Origin of the sequence: Streptomyces sp. S186, assembly GCF_051603415.1 — a bacterium.
In the GTDB taxonomy this organism is placed as follows: domain Bacteria; phylum Actinomycetota; class Actinomycetes; order Streptomycetales; family Streptomycetaceae; genus Streptomyces.
The window spans coordinates 4,228,736-4,249,186 of sequence record NZ_CP193932.1 but is presented as its reverse complement, the minus strand read 5'-3'; the positions used below and the strand labels follow the sequence as shown (position 1 = coordinate 4,249,186).

General features: G+C 70.7%; 20 protein-coding genes and 1 tRNA gene. 10 read left to right on the top strand and 11 right to left on the bottom strand.

All coding sequences use genetic code 11. The features are described 5' to 3' along the window. Positions 1-198 precede the first annotated feature (198 nt). A complete protein-coding gene (locus tag ACRAS8_RS18225) occupies positions 199-633 on the top strand; it encodes a MarR family winged helix-turn-helix transcriptional regulator (RefSeq protein ID WP_438487093.1) in 435 nt (144 codons plus the stop codon). Between the two features lie 122 nt (positions 634-755). Here ACRAS8_RS18225 and ACRAS8_RS18220 read toward each other — a convergent pair whose 3' ends face one another. After that, positions 756-1,118, bottom strand: coding sequence for a winged helix-turn-helix transcriptional regulator (locus tag ACRAS8_RS18220; RefSeq protein ID WP_438487092.1), 363 nt, complete (start codon positions 1,116-1,118; stop codon positions 756-758). Between the two features lie 124 nt (positions 1,119-1,242). Here ACRAS8_RS18220 and ACRAS8_RS18215 point away from each other — a divergent pair, with 124 nt between their 5' ends. Next, a complete protein-coding gene (locus ACRAS8_RS18215) occupies positions 1,243-1,893 on the top strand; it encodes an FMN-dependent NADH-azoreductase (protein WP_438487091.1) in 651 nt (216 codons plus the stop codon). Positions 1,894-2,106: 213 nt separating this feature from the next. On the opposite strand, the gene ACRAS8_RS18210 is transcribed toward ACRAS8_RS18215, so the two are convergent. After that, the gene (locus ACRAS8_RS18210; protein ID WP_438487090.1) at positions 2,107-3,372 is read right to left on the bottom strand and encodes an MFS transporter; all 1,266 of its coding nucleotides are present in this window, start codon (positions 3,370-3,372) and stop codon (positions 2,107-2,109) included. Positions 3,373-3,471: 99 nt separating this feature from the next. Between ACRAS8_RS18210 and ACRAS8_RS18205 the strand changes: the two genes are divergently transcribed. Next, positions 3,472-4,449, top strand: coding sequence for a LysR family transcriptional regulator (locus ACRAS8_RS18205; protein ID WP_438487089.1), 978 nt, complete (start codon positions 3,472-3,474; stop codon positions 4,447-4,449). Between the two features lie 125 nt (positions 4,450-4,574). Here the strand turns inward: ACRAS8_RS18205 and ACRAS8_RS18200 are convergent. Further along, a tRNA-Leu gene (locus ACRAS8_RS18200) sits at positions 4,575-4,658 on the bottom strand. Positions 4,659-5,113: 455 nt separating this feature from the next. Here ACRAS8_RS18200 and ACRAS8_RS18195 point away from each other — a divergent pair. From ACRAS8_RS18195 to pknB, 6 genes are all read left to right on the top strand, one after another. Further along, positions 5,114-5,935 (top strand): FhaA domain-containing protein, encoded by an 822-nt coding sequence (locus tag ACRAS8_RS18195; protein ID WP_438487088.1) that lies wholly within the window; start codon positions 5,114-5,116, stop codon positions 5,933-5,935. Between the two features lie 10 nt (positions 5,936-5,945). Continuing rightward, positions 5,946-6,473, top strand: coding sequence for an FHA domain-containing protein FhaB/FipA (locus ACRAS8_RS18190; protein ID WP_438487087.1), 528 nt, complete (start codon positions 5,946-5,948; stop codon positions 6,471-6,473). A gap of 131 nt (positions 6,474-6,604) precedes the next feature. Then, entirely contained in the window at positions 6,605-8,140 is a 1,536-nt protein-coding gene (locus tag ACRAS8_RS18185; RefSeq protein ID WP_438490521.1) for a PP2C family protein-serine/threonine phosphatase, read from the top strand. A 23-nt stretch (positions 8,141-8,163) separates the two neighbouring features. Beyond that, the gene (locus ACRAS8_RS18180) at positions 8,164-9,561 is read left to right on the top strand and encodes an FtsW/RodA/SpoVE family cell cycle protein (RefSeq protein ID WP_438487086.1); all 1,398 of its coding nucleotides are present in this window, start codon (positions 8,164-8,166) and stop codon (positions 9,559-9,561) included. Further along, on the top strand, positions 9,558-11,027 hold the full coding sequence (locus tag ACRAS8_RS18175; RefSeq protein WP_438487085.1) for a peptidoglycan D,D-transpeptidase FtsI family protein: 1,470 nt from the start codon (positions 9,558-9,560) through the stop codon (positions 11,025-11,027). The genes ACRAS8_RS18180 and ACRAS8_RS18175 overlap by 4 nt, the downstream gene beginning before the upstream one ends. 146 nt (positions 11,028-11,173) lie before the next feature. Continuing rightward, positions 11,174-13,174 carry a Stk1 family PASTA domain-containing Ser/Thr kinase gene (pknB, locus tag ACRAS8_RS18170; RefSeq protein WP_438487084.1) on the top strand — a complete coding sequence of 667 codons (2,001 nt, stop codon included), beginning with the start codon at positions 11,174-11,176 and terminating at the stop codon, positions 13,172-13,174. Between the two features lie 75 nt (positions 13,175-13,249). Here pknB and ACRAS8_RS18165 read toward each other — a convergent pair whose 3' ends face one another. The 6 genes from ACRAS8_RS18165 to ACRAS8_RS18140 form a co-directional block, all read right to left on the bottom strand. Beyond that, complete coding sequence (locus tag ACRAS8_RS18165) at positions 13,250-13,996, bottom strand: class E sortase (RefSeq protein WP_438487083.1); 747 nt, start codon at positions 13,994-13,996, stop codon at positions 13,250-13,252. Positions 13,997-14,022: 26 nt separating this feature from the next. After that, positions 14,023-15,594, bottom strand: a complete 1,572-nt coding sequence (locus ACRAS8_RS18160; protein WP_438487082.1) for a class E sortase — start codon at positions 15,592-15,594, stop codon at positions 14,023-14,025. Next, positions 15,591-16,247 carry an aminodeoxychorismate/anthranilate synthase component II gene (locus ACRAS8_RS18155; RefSeq protein ID WP_438487081.1) on the bottom strand — a complete coding sequence of 219 codons (657 nt, stop codon included), beginning with the start codon at positions 16,245-16,247 and terminating at the stop codon, positions 15,591-15,593. Before ACRAS8_RS18155 ends, ACRAS8_RS18160 begins: the two co-directional genes overlap by 4 nt. Further along, complete coding sequence (locus ACRAS8_RS18150) at positions 16,244-16,420, bottom strand: hypothetical protein (RefSeq protein WP_039634769.1); 177 nt, start codon at positions 16,418-16,420, stop codon at positions 16,244-16,246. The genes ACRAS8_RS18155 and ACRAS8_RS18150 overlap by 4 nt, the downstream gene beginning before the upstream one ends. A gap of 81 nt (positions 16,421-16,501) precedes the next feature. Then, positions 16,502-17,206 (bottom strand): class E sortase, encoded by a 705-nt coding sequence (locus ACRAS8_RS18145; RefSeq protein ID WP_438487080.1) that lies wholly within the window; start codon positions 17,204-17,206, stop codon positions 16,502-16,504. 35 nt (positions 17,207-17,241) lie between these two features. After that, on the bottom strand, positions 17,242-18,012 hold the full coding sequence (locus tag ACRAS8_RS18140) for a DUF881 domain-containing protein (RefSeq protein WP_438487079.1): 771 nt from the start codon (positions 18,010-18,012) through the stop codon (positions 17,242-17,244). 177 nt (positions 18,013-18,189) lie between these two features. On the opposite strand from ACRAS8_RS18140, the gene crgA reads away from it, so the two are divergent. After that, a complete protein-coding gene (gene crgA, locus ACRAS8_RS18135; RefSeq protein WP_438487078.1) occupies positions 18,190-18,444 on the top strand; it encodes a cell division protein CrgA in 255 nt (84 codons plus the stop codon). 260 nt (positions 18,445-18,704) lie between these two features. Here the strand turns inward: crgA and ACRAS8_RS18130 are convergent, their stop codons facing one another. Both ACRAS8_RS18130 and ACRAS8_RS18125 read right to left on the bottom strand, forming a co-directional pair. Then, entirely contained in the window at positions 18,705-19,610 is a 906-nt protein-coding gene (locus ACRAS8_RS18130; protein WP_438487077.1) for a rhomboid family intramembrane serine protease, read from the bottom strand. 209 nt (positions 19,611-19,819) lie between these two features. Continuing rightward, the gene (locus tag ACRAS8_RS18125) at positions 19,820-20,347 is read right to left on the bottom strand and encodes a peptidylprolyl isomerase (protein WP_438487076.1); all 528 of its coding nucleotides are present in this window, start codon (positions 20,345-20,347) and stop codon (positions 19,820-19,822) included. Positions 20,348-20,451: the final 104 nt, after the last annotated feature.

Genomic DNA, 20,451 nt, shown 5'->3' with positions numbered 1-20,451 from the left:
TCCGGGCCGGGTGCCTGAGGGCCCGGTCGTCGTCGTGCAGCTGCGGTCAGGGGCGGGATCCGGGATCCGGGATCCGGGGTCCAGCGGCCGGAGGCGGATGGACGGACGGCCGCCCCAGGACGACCGCCCCAGCTAGTTGGTAATTGCAACTCTAACCTCACGTTGTACTGTACAACTAGTTCTCCGAAAGGCAACTCCGTGACCCCTCGTGACGACTCCGTCGAGACCATCCAGCAGGAGATGACCGCGTTCGCCCGGCGCGCCCGCGCGACCGCCGCCCGGATGCACCCCGAGCTCTCCCTGGTCTCCTACACCCTGCTCGCACACCTCGACGACCAGCAGGGATGCCGCGCCACCGACCTCGCGGCCCACTACTACCTGGACAAGTCCACGGTCAGCCGGCAGATCGCCGCACTGGAGAAGCTCGGCTTCGTCGAGCGGCGCATCGATCCGGACGACCACCGCGTCCAGGTGCTGCACCCCACCGAGGAGGGCGCCCAGGTGCTCGCCAACGTGACCGCCAGCCGCCGCCAGTCGTTCCGCGAGCGGCTCGCGGACTGGAACGAGGAGGACCTCGACCGCTTCGCCTCGTATCTGGTGCGCTACAACGCCGCCCAGGAGCGGCTCGACTGACACATCGGGAACCATGACGCGCACCCGCCCGGCGCGACGGCCAGGCGACGGCCGGACGCCGCGGCGCCCACCACCCGACGTCGTCCGACATCACCCCACGCCGCCCGGTACCGCCCGCGGCACTACTTCCGGAAGCGCTCCGGACACTGGCCCCCGTCGGCAAGGTAGGTCTCGGCCCAGCGGCCCAGCTCCTTGAGGGCGGGCTCCATGGCGAGGCCGGCCTCGGTGAGCCGGTAGGAGACGCGCAGCGGCGGTCCGGCGTCGACCTCGCGGACGACCAGGCCGGTGCCGGCCAGCTCCATCAGGCGGTCGGAGAGCATCCGCTCACTGATACCGGGGATGGCCCGCCGCAGGTCGGCGAAGTGCACGGGGCCGGGCATGAGGGTGGCCACGATCAGGCCCGTCCAGCGCTTCCCGAACAGCTCGAAGACGCGCGTCATCCGGCCGTCGACCTGTCTGCACATCGCCTCACCGTGGTCCGCCATACACCCAGGGTACCGCCCTCCCGTTGGCTACTGCAGAAAAGTAAGCTCCTGTGCTATAAATAGTGACGTACGGAATTCAACCAGCGGTCGGTCGCATCCGTCCGCCCGGCGAAGGACGCTCACCATGGCCACGCTCCTGCTCATCGACTCCTCCGTCTTCCCGGAGAACGGCTCCGCCTCCCGTGCGGTGACCGCGGCGTTCCGCAAGACCTGGGAGGAGCAGCACCCCGACGGCACCGTCATCCACCGCGACCTGGCCGCCGACCCGCTGCCGCACCTGGACGGCGTCGCCGCCTCCGCCGGTTTCGCCGACCCGGCCACCCACACCCCGGAGCAGCGGGCCGCCTTCGCCCTGCGCACCGAGCTGGCCGAGGAGCTGGAGCAGGCCGACGCCATCGTCATAGGCGCGCCCATGTACAACTGGACGATCCCGTCGACCCTGAAGGCGTGGCTCGACCAGACGATCATCATGGGCCGCACCGCCGGCGAGAACCCGTCGGCGAAGGGCAAGCCGGTCGTCGTGGTGGCCAGCCGCGGCGGCTCCTACGCGCCGGGCACGCCGCGCGAGTCCTTCGAGTACGTGCAGAACTACCTGGAGGCCGTGCTGAACGGCGCCTTCGGCCTGGAGGTGGAGTTCATCGTGCCGGAGCTGACGATGGCCCCGAGCAACCCGGCGATGGCCGAGCTGGTGCCGCTGTTCGAGGCTTCCCGCGCCAAGGCCCACGAGCAGGCGGAGGCCAGGGCCAAGGAGCTGATCGCGCGCTTCGCCGCCTGAGCGGGCGATGCACCGCTGACGGGAGGCCCGCCCGGACCGCACCGGTCCGATTCCGCGGGCCCCGCCTCCCGGCCCCTCCCGGCCCCGGGGACGGGCCGTCGCCCGCCCGCCCCGAGGCGCGCGGGCAGGGGCCCGGCACGGTGTCCCGTCCCGGGGTCCACGGGCAGGGGCCCGGCCGGTGTTCCGCGCGCCGGAGCCCGTGCCCCGTCCACCTCACCCCGCGGACGCCGCTCCCCTGGCCGGGCCCCTGCCCAGCGCCACGGCCAGCAGCGCCCCCACCGCGAGCGCCCCGCCCAGCGCGATCACGCCACCGGTCCCCCAGCCGTCCGCGGCCCGCCCGCCGGCCAGCGCGCCGGCCGCGATGGCCCCGTTGAACACCGCCACGAACAGCGCCGAGGCCGCCTCCCGGGCGTCCGGCGCGGCCGCCATCAGCCACGTCTGCGTACTGACCGACACACCCCCGTAGGCCAGGCCCCACACGGCCACCAGGGCCGCGGCGCCCAGGACACCGGCCGCGCGCCCCATCGGGGGCACCAGCAGCACCGCGGCGGCCAGCACCGCGCAGATCCCCAGCAGCGTGGCCCGCGGGGAACGCGCCGCACCGGTGCCGGAGACGAAGTTCCCCGCCAGTCCGGCGACCCCGAAGACCAGCAGCACGGTGCCGATCTGTCCGGGCCGCGCGCCGGCCACCTCCTCCAGGACCGGCCGCACATAGGTGTACGCGGCGAAGTGCCCCGTCACCAGGAGCGCGACCACCAGCAGTCCGGTGCGCACCGCGGGCCGGCGCAGCAGCCCCAGCACCCCGCCCAGCCGCACGGCGCCGGCCGCCGGCAGCGGCGGCAGCAGCACCCCCAGCGCGACGCCGACGGCCGCGCAGACTCCGGCCATCACCATGAACGACGCGCGCCAGCCGGCCAGTTCGCCCACCAGCGCGCCGGCCGGCACGCCCAGGACGGACGCCGCCGCGACCCCGCTGAATATCAGGGACGTCGCCGCCGCCACCCGCCGCTCGGGCACCAGCCGTATCGCCAGCCCCGACGCGATCGCCCACACCCCGCCCATCCCGAGCCCCACCAGCACCCGGGCGGCCAGCAGCACCAGCACGTTCGGGGCGTAGGCGGCCAGCAGGTTCGCCACGGTCAACGTGCCCATCAGGGCGGCCAGTACGGCGCGCCGGTCGCGGCGGCCGATCAGCAGCGTCAGCACCGGGGCGGCGACCGCGGCGACCAGTCCGGTGACGGTCACCGTCAGCCCGGCCGTCCCGTCCGAGACCCCCAGGTCCCGGCCGATCGGCGTCAGCAGCCCCACCGGCAGCATCTCCGACGTCACCACCGTGAACGTCCCCGCCGCCAGCGCCCCGACCGCCGGCCACCCGCCACCCCGCGAGCGCCTCAACTTCCCTTCTGCCGACTTGTATTGGGGTTCTCCTGCCCTACCCGGAGCAACCGGGTCGCCCACCGCACTCTCGCTCTTCGCCATGGCACCCACCCTTCCCGCGCCGCCGCGGGGGAACAACGGCGAACTCCTCACCCTTCTATGAGCAGGGCTCATCGATCGACCGCACCCGGGGAGGGACGCATGAGCGGTCCGCCCGCGCCCGCCGGCGCCGTCGGCGCGCCCGGACTCGAACTCCGCGAGCTGGAGTGCTTCCTGGTCCTGTCCGAGGAGCTGCACTTCGGCCGCACCGGCGAGCGGCTCCACGTCTCGCAGAGCCGGGTCAGCCAGCTGCTGCGCTCCCTGGAGTCCCGGATCGGGGCACGGCTGGTGGACCGCACCAGCCGCCGGGTCCGTCTCACGCCGCTGGGCGAGGAGTTCCGCGCGTCGCTGCGCCCGGCCTACGACGCGCTGCGCGCCACGGTGGACAGCGCCCGCACGGCCGCCCGCGGCATCGAGGGCCGGCTCACCATCGGCTTCCAGGGGACCGCGGACGACCGGATCATGCGGGCCATCGACACCTTCCACGCCCGGCATCCGCGGTGCGTCACGCGGATCGTCGAGGTCCCGCTCTGCGACCCGTTCGGCGCGCTGCGGAGCGGTGCGGTGGACGTGGCGGTGACGCTGCTCCCGGTTGCCGAGCCCGATCTCGTTCTGGGACCGGTGTTCTCGGCTCAGCAGCAGACGGTGGCGCTGTCCGTGCGGCACCCGCTGGCGTCCCGCGCCTCACTGACCGCCGAGGAGCTGGCGGGGCTGCCCCTGATCTCCCCGGACGGTCCGGCCCCGGTGTACTGGCGTACCGCCCAGGCGCCCACCGTCACCCCCGGGGGCCGCCCCATACCGGCCGGCCCCCGGGTGAGCACGCTCCAGGAGGGGCTGACGCTGACCGCGGCGGGCCGGGGCGCGATGCTGCTGTGCCGGCCGACGTCGGAGTACCACGGGCGACGTGACGTCGTCTTCGTCCTCGTCACCGGACTGCCGCACTCGGTGCTGGGGTTGGTGCACCACGCGGCCCGGGAGACCGCCCGGGTCCGTGCCTTCGCCACCACCGTACGGGATGTGACGGCAGTCACTTCGGCGCCGCCCGGAGGTGTGAACGGCCAGGAGCGGCACGGGATGTGACGCAGGACTCACGTCGCACGGGTCACGTGGCCGCCCTCACAGCGGGCGCGACGTCAGGGGTGTCCCCGGGAACGAAACGAGGCCCCTGGTCTCCGGATTTCTCCGGAGACCAGGGGCCTCATCTGTGCGCGAGGGGGGAGTTGAACCCCCACGCCCTTTCGGGCACTGGAACCTGAATCCAGCGCGTCTGCCTATTCCGCCACCCGCGCATGGGTGCTGTCGGTTTATTCTCTCACGCGATCCGGGCCGTTCGGTCCGGGTCTTGCGGGAGCGCCTTCCGACACCGAGAACATTAGCACGGTGTCCGGGGTGCCTTCACACGCCTTTCCCCCGGTCCCGGGCCTGCGGGGGCGCGGGGGCACTCCGGGGCACCGCCGCGCGTTGTCCGGAGGAGCTCCGTGGACACCGGCCGGAGTCGGCCCCGGGCCCCGGGCCGGGTCGGCGGTTGCGGGACACTGTTAACGGGGCACATCTACGATCGCAGTGCACAGCAAGCGGCGTGAGGAGAGTGGCGGGAAGGACGGCGGCCACCCGGGCAACCCTGTGGTGGGCGACACTCGTCCTCCAGGCAGGAAAGGGGAACCAGCCGATTTCCCGGCGCGTGGATACGATCAGTAAGCAGTATCAGGACGACCCTGAGGAAGACTGAGGAAGGAGGTGCCCCGTGGGAGTACTGAAGCGCTTCGAGCAGCGTCTCGAAGGTCTCGTCAACGGCACCTTCGCCAAGGTGTTCAAGTCCGAAGTGCAGCCCGTCGAGATCGCCGGCGCCCTGCAGCGCGAGTGCGACAACAACGCCAGCATCTGGAACCGCGACCGCACGGTCGTCCCCAATGACTTCATCGTCGAGCTGAGCACCCCGGACTACGACCGGCTGAGCCCGTACAGCGGCCAGCTCGGCGACGAGCTGTCGGGCATGGTCCGCGACTACGCCAAGCAGCAGCGGTACACCTTCATGGGCCCGATCAAGGTCCATCTTGAGAAGGCCGAGGATCTCGACACCGGTCTGTACCGCGTCCGCAGCCGCACCCTCGCCTCCAGCACGTCCCAGGACCGGCCCGGAGGCCAGGCCGCGGCGGCCCGCTCCACCGGGGGCCCGCCCCTGGCGGGCGGCCATGTGGCCCCGCCCATGCCGTCGTCCCCGCCGCCCGGCGCGGCGCCCGCGCCCCGTACGGGAGCGCCCGGTGCCGGGCCGCAGCCCTACGCGCAGACCCGGCGCTGGATCGAGATCAACGGCACCCGCCACCAGATCTCGCGCCCGACCCTCGTGCTGGGCCGCAGCACCGACGCCGATGTGCGGATCGACGACCCGGGAGTCTCCCGGCGGCACTGCGAGATCCGGGTCGGCACGCCTCCCACCGTCCAGGATCTCGGTTCCACCAACGGGATCGTGGTGGACGGGCAGCACACCACCCGCGCTAGTCTCCGCGACGGCTCGCGGATCGTCGTGGGCAGTACCACCATCGTTTACCGGCAAGCCGAAGGGTGAAGCGGGGGCAATGTCAGAGCTGACCCTCACGGTCATGCGGTTGGGTTTCCTCGCCGTACTGTGGCTGTTCGTCATCGTGGCCGTCCAGGTCATCCGCAGCGATCTGTTCGGCACGCGCGTCACACAGCGCGGTGCCGCCCGGCGCGGCGGCCCGGAGCCGCGCACCCAGCGGCAGGCCGCCGCCCCCCAGCAGCAGCGCCGCCAGGAGTCCGGCGGCCGCGGCGGGGGCCGGCAGCGGCGCGGGTCCCCCACCAAGCTGGTGGTCTCCGAAGGCACCCTGGCCGGCACGACCGTCGCCCTGCAGGGCCAGACGATCACGCTGGGGCGGGCGCACGACTCCACCATCGTGCTGGACGACGACTACGCGTCCAGCCGGCATGCCAGGATCTACCCGGACCGTGACGGCCAGTGGATCGTCGAGGACCTCGGTTCCACGAACGGCACGTACCTTGACCGGACCCGACTGACGACCGCGACTCCGATTCCCCTGGGAGCCCCGATCCGCATCGGCAAGACCGTCATCGAGCTGCGGAAGTAGTACGACATGAGCGAGCGGAGCGAGCGAGCCGTAACGGTCCACTCGACGGACCCGGGCGTGCTCCCGACCGGAGGGTGGGCAGTGTGGCTCGACGAGACCGGCTGTACCCCGAGCCGACGGGTGAGGTGCGCATGAGTCTGTCGCTGCGCTTCGCCGCCGGATCGCACAAGGGCATGATCCGCGAGGGCAACGAGGACTCCGGCTACGCCGGGCCGCGGCTGCTCGCCATCGCGGACGGCATGGGCGGCCAGGCCGCCGGCGAGGTCGCCTCCTCCGAGGTGATCTCCACGCTCGTCCAGCTCGACGACGACGTCCCCGGCTCGGACATCCTCACCTCGCTGGGCACCGCCGTGCAGCGCGCCAACGACCAGCTGCGGGTGATGGTCGAGGAGGACCCCCAGCTGGAGGGCATGGGGACGACCCTGACCGCGCTGCTGTGGACGGGCCAGCGGCTCGGCCTGGTGCACGTCGGCGACTCCCGGGCGTATCTGCTGCGGGACGGGGTGCTGACCCAGATCACGCAGGACCACACCTGGGTGCAGCGGCTGGTCGACGAGGGCCGGATCACCGAGGAGGAGGCCACCACCCATCCGCAGCGGTCGCTGCTGATGCGGGCGCTGGGCAGCGGCGACCACGTCGAGCCGGACCTGTCGATCCGCGAGGTGCGGGCCGGGGACCGGTATCTGATCTGCTCGGACGGGCTGTCCGGGGTGGTCAGCCACCAGACGCTGGAAGACACCCTGGCCGGCTACCAGGGGCCGCACGAGACGGTGCAGGAGCTGATCCAGCTCGCGCTGCGCGGTGGCGGCCCGGACAACATCACCTGCATCGTCGCCGACGTCCTGGACGTGGACGGCAACGAGGCGGCGGCCGGGCAGTTCGTCGACACCCCGGTCGTGGTCGGCGCGGTCGCCGAGAACCAGCACCAGCTGAACGACCCCAGCACGCTCCAGACGCCGGCCGCGCGCGCCGCCGAGCTGGGCCGCCGGGACGCCCGGCCCGCTCCGGGGGGCGCCTTCGGGCCGCCCGGGAGCGGGGGCCCGGAGGTCGGCGGGATGCCGCAGGGCTCGTTCGGGGCGTTCACCGACGAGGACTTCCTCAAGCCGCGGCGGCGCGGCAGGTGGCTGAAGGCGTCGCTGATCACGGTGCTGGCGCTGGGGGTGATCGGCGGCGGGCTGTACGCGGGCTACCAGTGGACGCAGACGCAGTACTTCGTCGGCGCCAAGGACGACCATGTCGCGCTGTACCGCGGCATCAGCCAGGACCTGGCCTGGATCAAGCTGAACTCGGTCGACGAGGACCACCCCGAGATCGAACTCAAGTACCTGCCGGTGTACCAGCGCAACCAGGTCAAGGAGACCATCGCGGTCGACAACCGCAACCAGGCCGGCGAGAAGGTCACCGAGCTCGGCAAGCAGGCGCACGCCTGCCAGGCCAAGGAGCAGCGGGAGGCCGCCGAGCGGGCGGCCGCGGCCGCCAAGGGCAAGGGCGGCCAGGCCGGCAAGCCCGGTACGCCCACCGCCGGTGCCAAGCCCGGCACGGCCGACGGCAGCGGCGTGGCCGGCGCGCTGTCCACGGCGGCCGGCCCCACCCCCACGCCCACCCCCAGCCAGACTCCGTCCGAGGAGCAGCAGAAGCTGGAGAAGAATTGCAGCACCCAGCAGTGAGGGCGTAGGGGGCCGGAGGTTTCATGAGCAGTACGACGACCACGACGACCGTGGGTACGTTCGCCGCGCCGAGCCGCCGTAACACCGAGCTGGCCCTGCTGGTCTTCGCGGTGCTGGTCCCGGTGTTCGCCTATGTCAACGTCGGTCTGGCGAAGGACGGTTCGGTGCCCGCGGGGGCGCTGGGCTACGCGCTGGGGCTGGCGTTGCTGGCGGGGGTCACGCACCTCGTGGTGCGCAAGTGGGCGCCGTACGCGGACCCGTTGATGCTGCCCATCGCGACGCTGCTGAACGGTCTGGGGCTGGTGTTCATCTGGCGGCTCGACCAGGAGCCGAAGATCAGCACCCCGCAGTTGGGCGGTGCCATGGCGCCGGGCCAGCTGATGTGGTCGACGCTGGGTGTCGCGCTCTTCCTGGGTGTGCTGGTCTTCCTCAAGGACCACCGTGTGCTGCAGCGCTACACCTACATCTCGATGGTGGTGGCGCTGGTCCTGCTGATCGCCCCGATCTTCTTCCCGGCCCGTTTCGGCGCGCGCATCTGGATCACGATCCCCGGTGTCGGTTCGCTGCAGCCCGGTGAGTTCGCGAAGATCATCATCGCGATCTTCTTCGCGGGCTATCTGATGGTGAAGCGGGACGCGCTGGCGCTGGCCAGCCGCCGCTTCATGGGGCTGTACCTCCCGCGTGGCCGGGACCTCGGCCCGATCCTGGTGATCTGGGCGCTGAGCCTGATGATCCTGGTCTTCGAGACCGACCTGGGCACCTCGCTGCTCTTCTTCGGCCTCTTCGTGATCATGCTGTACGTCGCCACCGAGCGCACCAGCTGGATCGTCTTCGGTCTGCTGCTGAGCGCCGGCGGCGCGGTCGCGGTGGCCACCTTCGAGTCCCACGTCCAGGTGCGCGTCCACAACTGGCTCAACCCGCTGGAGCTGCAGAACGGCGGTGTGACGGAGACCGCGCAGTCGATGTACTCCTTCGGCTCCGGCGGCATCATGGGCTCCGGCCTGGGGCAGGGCTACTCGCGGCTGATCGGCGGTATCGCCCCGAAGAGCGACTACATCCTCGCCACCGTCGGCGAGGAGATCGGCCTGGCCGGCCTGATGGCGATCCTGCTGCTGTACGGCCTGCTGATCGAGCGCGGTATCCGTACGGCGCTGGCCGCCCGCGACCCGTTCGGCAAGCTGCTGGCGGTCGGTCTCTCCGGCGCCTTCGCGCTGCAGGTCTTCGTCGTCGCCGGCGGCGTGACGGGCCTCATCCCGCTGACCGGTATGACGATGCCGTTCCTGGCGCAGGGTGGTTCGTCCGTGATCGCCAACTGGGCGCTGGTGGGCATCCTGCTCCGGATCAGTGACACCGCGCGCCGTCCCGCCCCTGCTCCCGCCCCGTCCACCGACGCCGAGATGACCCAGGTGGTCCGACCGTGAACAAGCCACTGCGACGGGTCGCGGTCTTCTGCGGCCTGCTCGTCCTCGCCCTGCTCGTCCGCGTGAACTGGGTGCAGTTCGTCGAGAGCGACCAGCTCAAGAACGATCCGCACAACCGCCGGGTGGCGATCGAGCGCTACAGCACGCCGCGCGGCAACATCATCGTCGCCGGCAAGGCCGTCACCGGCTCGGTGACCACCGACACCGGTGACTTCAAGTACAAGCGCACGTACAAGAACGGCAAGATGTGGGCGCCGGTGACGGGCTACGCGTCGCAGGCGTTCGACTCCAACCAGCTGGAGAAGCTGAACGACGCGATCCTGACCGGCAGCGACGACCGGCTCTTCTTCAGCCGCACGGTGGACATGTTCACCGGCGGCAAGCAGAAGGGCGGGAACGTGGTGACCACCCTGGACCCCAAGGCGCAGAAGGCGGCGTTCGACGGGCTCGGGGACAAGAAGGGCGCGGTGGTGGCGCTCAACCCGGAGACCGGGGCGATCCTGGCGCTGGCCAGCACGCCGTCGTACGACCCGTCGACGTTCGCGGGGATGACGGACAAGGACGCCCAGGCGTACAACGCGCTGCAGAAGAAGAACGACCCGGACGACCCGATGCTGAACCGGGCACTGCGGCAGACCTACCCGCCCGGCTCCACGTTCAAGGTGGTGACGGCCGCCGCGGCGCTGGAGAACGGCCTGTACACCGACCCGGACGCCAAGACCAACTCGCCGGTGCCGTACATCCTGCCGGACACCGCGCACCAGCCGCTGAACAACGAGGGCAGCATCGCCTGCGAGAACGTGTCGCTGCGGGAGGCCCTGCGGCTCTCCTGCAACACCGTCTTCGGCAAGGTCAGCGCGGATCTCGGCAACGCGAAGATGAAGGCCGAGGCGGAGAAGTTCGGCTTCAACAACGGGCGGATCGACACTCCGGTGCGGGCCGCGGAGAGCGTCTTCCCCAAGGACAACCGGCCGCAGAACGCGATGGCGGGCATTGGGCAGGCGTCGAACCGTGCCACGCCGCTGCAGATGGCGATGGTCGCGTCGGCGGTCGCCAACGGCGGCAAGCTGATGAAGCCGTACATGGTCGAGCAGCTGGTGGCGCCGAACCTCAACGTGGTGCAGCAGCACACCCCGCAGGAGATGAGCCGGCCGCTGAGCCCGCAGAACGCCCAGAAGCTCCAGAGCATGATGGAGACCGTGGTCAAGGAGGGCACGGGCACCAGCGCGCAGATCGACGGGGTCACCGTGGGTGGCAAGACCGGTACCGCGCAGCACGGCGAGAACAACAAGGACAATCCGTACGCCTGGTTCATCTCGTACGCGAAGACCGGCAAGGGCACCCCGGTCGCGGTGGCCGTCGTGATCGAGGGGTCGGACACCCTGCGCGACGACATCGCCGGCGGCAAGCTCGCCGCTCCGATCGCGAAGAACGTGATGCAGGCGGTCATCGAAGGCCAGAAGTGACGCGGGTCATGGCGATACCGGTCACATATCAGGTTGCGGCTCCGGTCCGGTGCGGTACGGCGTGCCGGGTACGGTATGCCCGGACAGCACACCGCCGGACCACACACGGGTGCGGTCGGGACTGACGGAGAGGGCTGGAGAAGCTTATGGAAGAGCCGCGTCGCCTCGGCGGCCGGTACGAGCTGGGCTCGGTGCTCGGCCGTGGTGGCATGGCGGAGGTCTACCTCGCGCATGACACCCGCCTGGGCCGCACCGTGGCGGTGAAGACGCTGCGGGCGGACCTCGCCCGCGATCCGTCCTTCCAGGCCCGGTTCCGCCGTGAGGCCCAGTCGGCCGCCTCGCTGAACCACCCGTCGATCGTCGCGGTCTACGACACCGGCGAGGACTACGTCGACGGGGTGTCGATCCCGTACATCGTCATGGAGTACGTGGACGGGTCCACGCTCCGTGAGCTGCTGCACTCCGGGCGGAAGCTGCTGCCGGAGCGGTCGCTGGAGATGACGATCGGGGTGCTCCAGGCCCTGGAGTACTCGCACCGCGCCGGGATCGTGCACCGCGACATCAAGCCGGCCAACGTGATGCTGACCCGTACCGGCCAGGTCAAGGTGATGGACTTCGGCATCGCCCGGGCCATGGGCGACGCCGGCATGACGATGACGCAGACCGCGGCGGTCATCGGCACCGCGCAGTATCTCTCCCCCGAGCAGGCCAAGGGCGAGCAGGTCGATGCCCGTTCCGACCTGTATTCGACGGGCTGCCTGCTGTATGAGCTGCTGACGGTGCGGCCGCCGTTCGTCGGGGACTCCCCGGTCGCGGTGGCCTACCAGCATGTGCGGGAGGAGCCGCAGCCGCCGAGCACCTTCGATCCGGAGATCTCCCCGGAGATGGACGCGATCGTTCTCAAGGCGCTGGTCAAGGACCCGGACTACCGCTATCAGTCGGCGGACGAGATGCGGGCCGACATCGAGGCGGCGCTGGACGGCCAGCCGGTCGCGGCGACCGCCGCGCTGGGCGCGGTCGGCTACGGCGAGCAGGACCAGCCGACGACGATGCTGCGGGCGCAGCAGGACCCGGGCGGCCCGAAGACGGCGATGCTGCCGCCGATGAACCCCGACGACGGGTCCTTCGGCTACGAGGACCGCGGCGAGCGGCGGCGGGGCGGCGGCCAGAAGAAGAGCAACCTCTCGACGATCCTGCTGGTGCTGGCGGCGATCCTGGTCCTGGTCGGTGCGATCTTCATCGGCAAGGCGATGTTCAGCGACGGCAACAAGAGCAACTCCGTCACGGTGCCCAACCTCGTCGGCAAGACGCTGGAGGAGGCGAAGTCCTACGGCGAGAACAGCTCCTTCAAGGTCGTCAGGAACGGCAGCAAGCAGTGTGACAACGCCAAGAAGGGGCAGATCACCGAGCAGGACCCGGCGGACGGCGGGAAGCTCGACAAGGGCGGCACGGTCAAGGTGACGATGTGCTCGGGTGCGGTGACGGTGGCCGTGCCGGACGTGCAGGGCATGCAGTTCGAGGCCGCGCAGAAGGAGCTCAACAACAAGGGCTTCACGAACGTCACCAAGGAGGAAAAGGAGTCCGACCGGACGCCGGGCGTCGTCATGGGGCAGGACCCCAAGGCAGAGTCCCAGGCAAGCAAGGACGCCCAGATCACGCTGACGGTGGCCAAGGCCGCGCCGAAGGCGACCGTTCCGGACGTCAAGGGCCAGGACTTCGCAGCGGCGCAGAAGCAGTTGCAGGACCAGGGCTTCAAGGTCCAGCGCGGGCCCGACCAGAACGTGACCGACCCGGCGCAGAACGGCAAGGTCGTCGGGGAGAGCCCGGATGGTAACCAGCAGGTGGCCCAGGGCTCGACGATCACGCTGACGGTCGGCAAGGCCGCGCAGGCGCAGGTGCCGATGGTGATGGGCAAGAAGGTGAAGGAGGCCAAGCAGATCCTGCAGCAGGCCGGCTTCACCAAAATCCAGTTCGCGGGCGGCAGTTCGCAGGACGACAACGCCATGGTCATGAACCAGGACCCGCAGGCGGGCACCCAGGGCGACCCCGCGTCGACCACCGTGAACCTCACCACCGTGGGTGGCGACAACGGCGACAACAGCGGCGGCATCTTCGGCGGGCCGTTCGGCTGGGGGAAGAAGCACTAGCGCGGGCGCGGCCCCGTACGACGGAGCCCCGGCGGCCCTTGGAGGGCGGCCGGGGCTCCGTCGTGTGTGCGGGCGTCAGCGGAGTTCCGCGGGCGGCGTGCGGTCCGCGTCGACCTTCTGGGTGCGGACCAGTTCGCCCCAGACGACGTAGCGGTACTCCGAGGTGAAGACCGGGGTGCAGGTGGTGAGGGTGATGTAGCGGCCGGCCTTGTGCTTGCCGGATTCGGCCGGGATCTTGTCGAGGACCTTGACGTTGTACTTCGAGGTCTGCGGCAGCGTCGCGTAGACCTTGTAGACGTACCAGGTGTCCTTGGTCTCGAAGACGATCGGGTCGCCGGTCTTGAGCTTGTCGATGTTGTGGAACTTCGCGCCGTGGCCGTCGCGGTGGGCGGCGAGGGTGAAGTTGCCCTGCGGGTCCTGCGGCAGGCCGGACTTGACGGGCTTGGTGTAGTAGCCGGCCACGCCCTCGTTGAGGATGTCGCTGTCGGTGCCCTTCTTGACGAGCACCTCGCCGTTGTTCATCGCCGGGACGTGCAGGAAGCCGATGCCGTCCTTGGTGTCCAGCTCCCCCGGCCCCTTGGGTCCCGGTGGTGTCGCCGCCCAGTGCTTGCGGATCTGGTCGCCCTGCTTGTGCGACTCGCGGTCGGCGAGGACGTTGGTCCACCACAGCGAGTAGACGACGAACAGGCCCATGATCAGGCCGGCGGTGATGAGGAGTTCACCGATGACGCTGACGACGGAGGCGAAGGTGCGCCACCCCCGGCGCGGCTCCGGTGACATCGCGGGCCGGTCGAGTTCCTCGTCGATTCCGCTGGCAGTCACCGCGTAGCTCCCCTTCAGTCGTCCGCTCAGCCGGCGAGCGCTTCCGGTTTGCCCTTGCTCCGCGGCCGCTCGTCGACCATCTTGCCCCAGACGATCAGCCGATAGGTACTGGTGAACTCGGGGGTGCAGGTGGTCAGGGTGAGGTAGCGTCCCGGGCCGGTGAATCCCGAGCCGGGCGGGACCGGGCCGATCACGCTGGTGTTGCCGGGAGAGGTCTGCGGGAGGGCGCTCTCCATCTCGTAGGTGTAGTACGCGCTCTGCGTCTCGACGACGATCTTGTCGCCCTTGGTGAGGCGGTTGATGTAGCGGAACGGCTCGCCGTGGGTGTTGCGGTGCGCGGCGACGGCGAAGTTGCCGGTCCTGTCCCAGGGCAGCGCGGTCTTGATGCCGCTGGCGGCGCCGTAGTGGCCGATCATGCCGTGGTCGAGGACGGAGTGCTTGTCGATGCCTTCGGCGATCGGGGCCTTCACATCTAGCTTGGGGATGTACATGATGCCGAAGCGCTCGCCCTCCGCGAGATTCTTCTTCTCGCCGCCGCCCTGGTCCCACTGCTGCTGGAGGTTCTTGGTGGCGCCGCCGGCCTCCTCGTCGGCCATGACGTTGGTCCACCACAGCTGGTAGGTGACGAAGAGCAGCATCAACACGCCGAGGGTGATGAACACTTCGCCCAGCGCACGGCTGGCGATCAGGCCGGGGCTGTCCTTGGCGGCGCGCTGGGCCCGGCGGGCCTCGACGCGGGTCATGGGGGCCTTGGGCGTCTCGGCCGACCCGGCGGAGGCCGGGGGCGAGGCGGCGCGGGAGCCGTGGCGGCCATGGCGGCCACCGCGTTTGGCGGCGGCCTGGGCGGCCTTGCGGCGGGCCGCCCGGCCGCCCGTCGCCGGAAGCGTCGTGGTTTCACGTGAAACGGCGGTGGCGGCGTCGGTTTCACGTGAAACGGTGCCGCTGGTTTCACGTGAAACGGTGTCCCCGCCGTGCTGTTCGGCCTGGCGCAGCGCCATGGTCTCGTTGTCCGGCCGCGACGGAGTCTCGGCCGGCACGGGCCGGGCGGGCCGAACGGACCGCGGCGGAAGCAGGGGCTGGATCGTGGGGAGGGGCGCGGTGAGAGCCTCCGAGACGCCGTGCGGGCCGGGTATGCGTGCGGCGGGCGGGGCGTAACTGCCGTGGCTGAGGCCGCCGTTCACCTGGCTGTAGGCGTCGGATTCGGGGGCGTGGGGGCGGGCGGGCCGGGGCGGGGGCACCGCGTCGCCGGGGCCGGGCTTGCGGTGCCGTGCCGGGCTCCGCGGCGGGGTGTTGTACGGCGCGGGGCGGGGGGACGCCGAGGGGGCCTGGCGGGGCCGGAACCACGGCGAGCCCTCGGCCGCGACTCCCCCGCCGGTGCGGGCGGTCGGCGTTTCCTGCGGAGGGGAGCCCGGGTGGTGCCCGGGGGCGCGGCCGGGCAGGGGGTCGTTCAGCGGGTCGTCGAGCCGCTCCACCGCCGTCTCCCACGCGTCGGACTGCCCGTACGGGGTGCCCGGCGCGTACGGCTCACGCGGGGCGTACGGCTGGTCCTCGTACGGCTCGTGGGGCCGTCCGTCGCGCTCGGGGCGCAGCGCGGTCACGCGCCGGCCTTGCCGACCACCGGGGCAAGCCCCGCCGAACGCTCCACCGCCTCCTTGTCGCCGCACTCCACCAGCCAGTTGGCCAGCATCCGGTGTCCCCATTCCGTCAGGACCGACTCGGGGTGGAACTGCACGCCCTCGACGGGGAGTTCGCGGTGCCGCAGGCCCATGATGATCCGGCCGCCGGGGGCGTCGTCAGCCTCTGTCCAGGCGGTGACGGCCAGTTCGTCGGGGACGGTGTCCGGCTCGACGGCCAGGGAGTGGTAGCGGGTGGCGGTGAACGGCGAGGGCAGTCCGGCGAAGACGCCGGCGCCTTCGTGGAGGACGGGCGAGGTCTTGCCGTGCAGCAGCTCGGGGGCCCGGTCCACCACCCCGCCGTAGGCGACCGCCATCGACTGCAGGCCCAGGCAGACGCCGAAGACCGGGACGCCGGTGGCGGCGCAGTGCCGGACCATGTCGACGCAGACACCGGCCTGCTCGGGCGTACCGGGGCCCGGGGAGAGCAGCACGCCGTCGAAATCGTCCTGCGCGTGGCGGGGGGCGACCTCGTCGTTGCGCAGCACCTCGCAGCTGGCACCGAGCTGGTAGAGGTACTGGACGAGGTTGAAGACGAAGCTGTCGTAGTTGTCGACGACGAGAATCCGTGCGGTCATCGGGTGGCTGCCATCCCTTGGTCGACAGTGACGTCATTGAAGGGGAGCAGGGGCTCCGCCCACGGAAAGACCCACTGGAAGAGCACGAAGACCACCGCCAGGACGAGCACCACGGAAATCAGCGCCTTCACCCACGTGTTGCCCGGCAGATGCCGCCAGATCCAGCCGTACATGCTGTCGCTGTCCCCTTGCCGATGCCGTTGACGATGTCGATTGCGACACCAGAGTAAGGGGAGAGGCTGTGGGCAGGTGGGTCAGCCGGGCAAAGCCGGGGGCCTTCCTTGTGTGACGGGTTGGGTGGAATCGAGGTGGGCCCAGGCGATCAGCCGGTGGCTGTGGCCCCACTCCGGTTCGCAGGTGGTCAGGGTGAGATAGCGGCCGGGGCCGGTGAAGCCGGACTCCCGGGGTACGGGGTCGATCACGCCGATGTCGGTGGGGAGCGTGGTGAAGGGCCGGTTGTCGATGCGGTAGGTGAACCACGTCGTGCCGTCGGTGAGGACCACGGCGTCCCCGGGGCGCAGGCGGGGGAAGTCCTTGAAGGGGTTGCCGTAGGTGCGGCGGTGGCCGGCCACCGCGAAGTTGCCGGTCGCGCCGAGCCGGGCGGTGCGGTCGTAATGGCCCAGGCCGCGCTGGAGGACGTCGGTGCCGGTGCCCTCCAGGACGGGCTTGGCCCAGTCCGGTCCGAGGCGGGGGATGTACATCACGGCGAAGGAGCGGCCCGGCTCGTAGCGGTGGGGCGGGGCGATGGGTGCCGGGGCGGGGGTGCCGTGGGCCTCGGTGCCGACCGCGGCGGCCGGGCCGGCGGCCCACTGGTGCTGGAGCCGGTCGATCTCGCCGTCCATTGCGCTGTCCGCCCGGACGCCGGTCCAGTAGAGAAGGTAGGCCACGAAGAGGACGATCAGGGTGCCGGCCGTGAGGCAGATCTCGCTGGCCGTCCGCACGATCCACCGCACCGTCATCGGGCCGCCCCTCCCCGCCGGCCCGCGGGTGCGGGCTACGGCTTCACAGGCTGTGCGTAGTGGAGATCCACTGTGCCGGAGTAGCCGGGAAGAGTCACCGCCTCGTGCTGGTCGACTTTCCAGCCGAGGCCGTAGGCGTTGACGTACTGGAGGTAGTTCTGGAGGGCGGGGGAGGCGGTGAGCGCGCGGTTGAGCGCGTCGCGGTCACCGACCGCGGTGATCTTGTACGGCGGGGAATAGACCTGGCCCTGGAGGATCAGGGTGTTGCCGACGCAGCGGACCGCGCTGGTGGAGATCAGCCGCTGGTCCATGACCTTGATGCCCTTGGCGCCGCCGTTCCACAGGGCGTTCACCACGGCCTGGAGGTCCTGCTGGTGGATGACGAGGTCGTTGGGCTGGGGTTCGGGGATGCCGGGGATCTTGGCGGTGGCGTTCGGCGGGGCGTCGGTGAGCGTGACCGTCAGACCGGGGCCGGACAGCGGCTTGGTGCCGGCGTTCTGCTCCAGTGCCCTGAGCCTGGCCTGCTCCGCTCCGGAGGGGCTGGTGTCGCGGCGGGCCAGGGCGTCGACCTCCGCGCGCAGGCCGGCCATCCGCTCGTCCTGGACGCCGTTCTTGTGGCTGCGTTCCTGGATGAGGTCGGACAGGCGCAGCATCGAGTCGTCGGAGCGGAGGTTGGTGCCGCGGGCGGTGTCGAAGCTCAGCCAGAACATCAGGCCGGCGAGGGCGAAGACGAGGAGGGTGAGCAGCCGGACGGGCCGCAGCCGGAGGCGGGAGGGGCGCCCGGGGGAGCCGGCGGAAGTGCTCAACGTACCCTTACTCCTTACGACGCCGCGGAAGCACTACGCTAACGGACGCCCGGGAAGGAAAACCGTTCCCCTCGTGTCCGTACCCTGGCTCCCGTCCCGTATCGCCCCGCGCGGCGGGGGAAACCGCCCGCTCGCCGTGGAGAGCGGGGGAGCAGCACATCGACAGGAGAGTTCCTCGTGCCGAAGTCACGGATCCGTAAGAAGGACGACTTCACGCCGCCGCCGGCGAAGACCACCAACCTGAAGATGACCTCGGGTCGTGGCTGGGTCGCGCCGCTGATGCTGGCGATGTTCGTGATCGGACTGGCGTGGATCGTGCTGTTCTATGTGTCCGAGGGCGATCTGCCGATCAAGGCGATGGGCAACTGGAACATCGTGTGCGGCTTCGGCTTCATCGCGGTGGGGTTCGGCGTCTCCACACAGTGGAAGTAGCGCGGGGCACGCTCCCGGGGTCGGCGCAAGCCCTGCCCAAGGCCATCCACACAGTTATCCACAGCCGGGGAAAACTTCAGAAGATCTGTGGATAACCCTCGGGAGGTTGACGCCGGTGTGACTGGCGGCACCTCCCGGCACAGGCCCTCCGCCCCGGTCTCTTCCTGCGGAAACGCCGTTCCACGAAACGCCGGGGCGGACGTCCGCACAGCATGCACAAGATCCTTCACGGACTGTGGACAACGGGCGCGCCGAGCGCCTCAGCCGGTCAGCTGAAGGGTCCGTACCCACACCGTCGCGACGATCGCCAACAGGACCAGCGCACACGTCCCGGCGTGCACCAGCGTCCGGCGGTCGCGCGGCGCGTGCACCATCCCGAACGCCACCGCGGCGCCCACGATCAGCCCGCCGACGTGCGCCTGCCAGGCGATATTCGGCCACAGGAACGTGAAGGCCAGGTTGAGGCCGAGCAGGATCAGCACCGGCTTCATGTCGTAGCGCAGCCGGCGCATCAGCACCGCCGTGGCGCCCATCAGCCCGAAGATCGCGCCGGACGCGCCGAGCGAGGGCTGGTTCTGCGCGGCGAGGAGGTAGGTCAGGGCGCTGCCGCCCAGGCCGGAGAGCAGATAGAGCGCGGTGAAGCGGAGCCGGCCGAGCGCCGCCTCCACGGGCGGGCCCAGCCACCACAGCGAGAGCAGGTTGAAGCCGATGTGCGCGATCTCCTGGTGCACGAAGACCGCGGTCAGCAGGCGGTACCACTCGCCGTGGGCGACCCCGACAAGCTCGTAGCGGGCGGGATCGACGGCCAGGCCGATCATGTCGAGCCGGTTGACCAGCTCGCTGCTGGTCGCGTAGACGGCGATGAAGACGGCGATGTTGAGGCCCAGCAGGATCTTGGTGATCAGCCGGGGGTCGGTGGCGAGGGTGCCGCCCGCTATCGTGCGCGGCGCACTCGCCTGCGGGGCCGGGACGCTGCCGCCGCCCGTGCGGACGCAGTCCGGGCACTGGAAGCCGACCGAGGCGCTGATCATGCACTCCGGGCAGATCGGCCGGTCGCAGCGGGTGCAGCGAACGCCGGTCGGGCGGTCCGGGTGGCTTGGGCAGGTGGGCAGGCCGTCATGGCCGTGCGCCTGCTGCGGCTCCTGCGGGCTGCCTGGCTGGTCCATCGGTCCCCTAAAAAGTCCTCGTACTCACCGGCCACCACCCCACGACGAAGCTTCGCGCCCCGCCCGCCCGTAGACCCGCCACGAGCTTCGCGCCCCGCCCACCCGTCACCCGACCACCACCCCTCAACGAGCTTCGCGCCCCGTCTCTATCCTCTACGACCGGACGGGGCGCGATGTTCCCCGGAGCGGGCCGGGGAACGCGGCCCGGGTCAGCGGGTCTCGATCACCACGGACTCGATGACGACGTCCTGGACCGGACGGTCGGTGCGCGGGTTGGTCTGGGTCTCCGCGATGGCGTCCACAACCTTCTTGCTGGCCTCGTTGGTGACCTCACCGAAGATGGTGTGCTTGCCGGTCAGCCAGGCCGTCGGGGCGACGGTGATGAAGAACTGCGAGCCGTTGGTGCCCGGGCCGGCGTTGGCCATGGCCAGCAGGTACGGCTTGTTGAACGCCAGGTCCGGGTGGAACTCGTCGCCGAACTGGTAGCCGGGGCCGCCGGTGCCGTTGCCCAGCGGGTCACCGCCCTGCAGCATGAAACCGCTGATCACGCGGTGGAAGATGGTGCCGTTGTAGAGGGGGGCCTGCGTCGGCTGCCCGGTCTTCGGGTCGGTCCACTCCCGCTCGCCCTTGGCGAGCTCGACGAAGTTCTTGACCGTCTTGGGGGCGTGGTTCGGCAGAAGCCGGAGTTCGATGTCGCCCTGGTTGGTCTTCAGGGTGGCGTAGAGCTGCTCAGCCACGATCTACCTTCCATAAGTCTTCACTGACGGTCCCCGATCCTCGCATGAAGCGGCCACCGGGCGTGGGCCGCCACCTCTTCTTGCGGTTCGTACTGGTTTCCCGC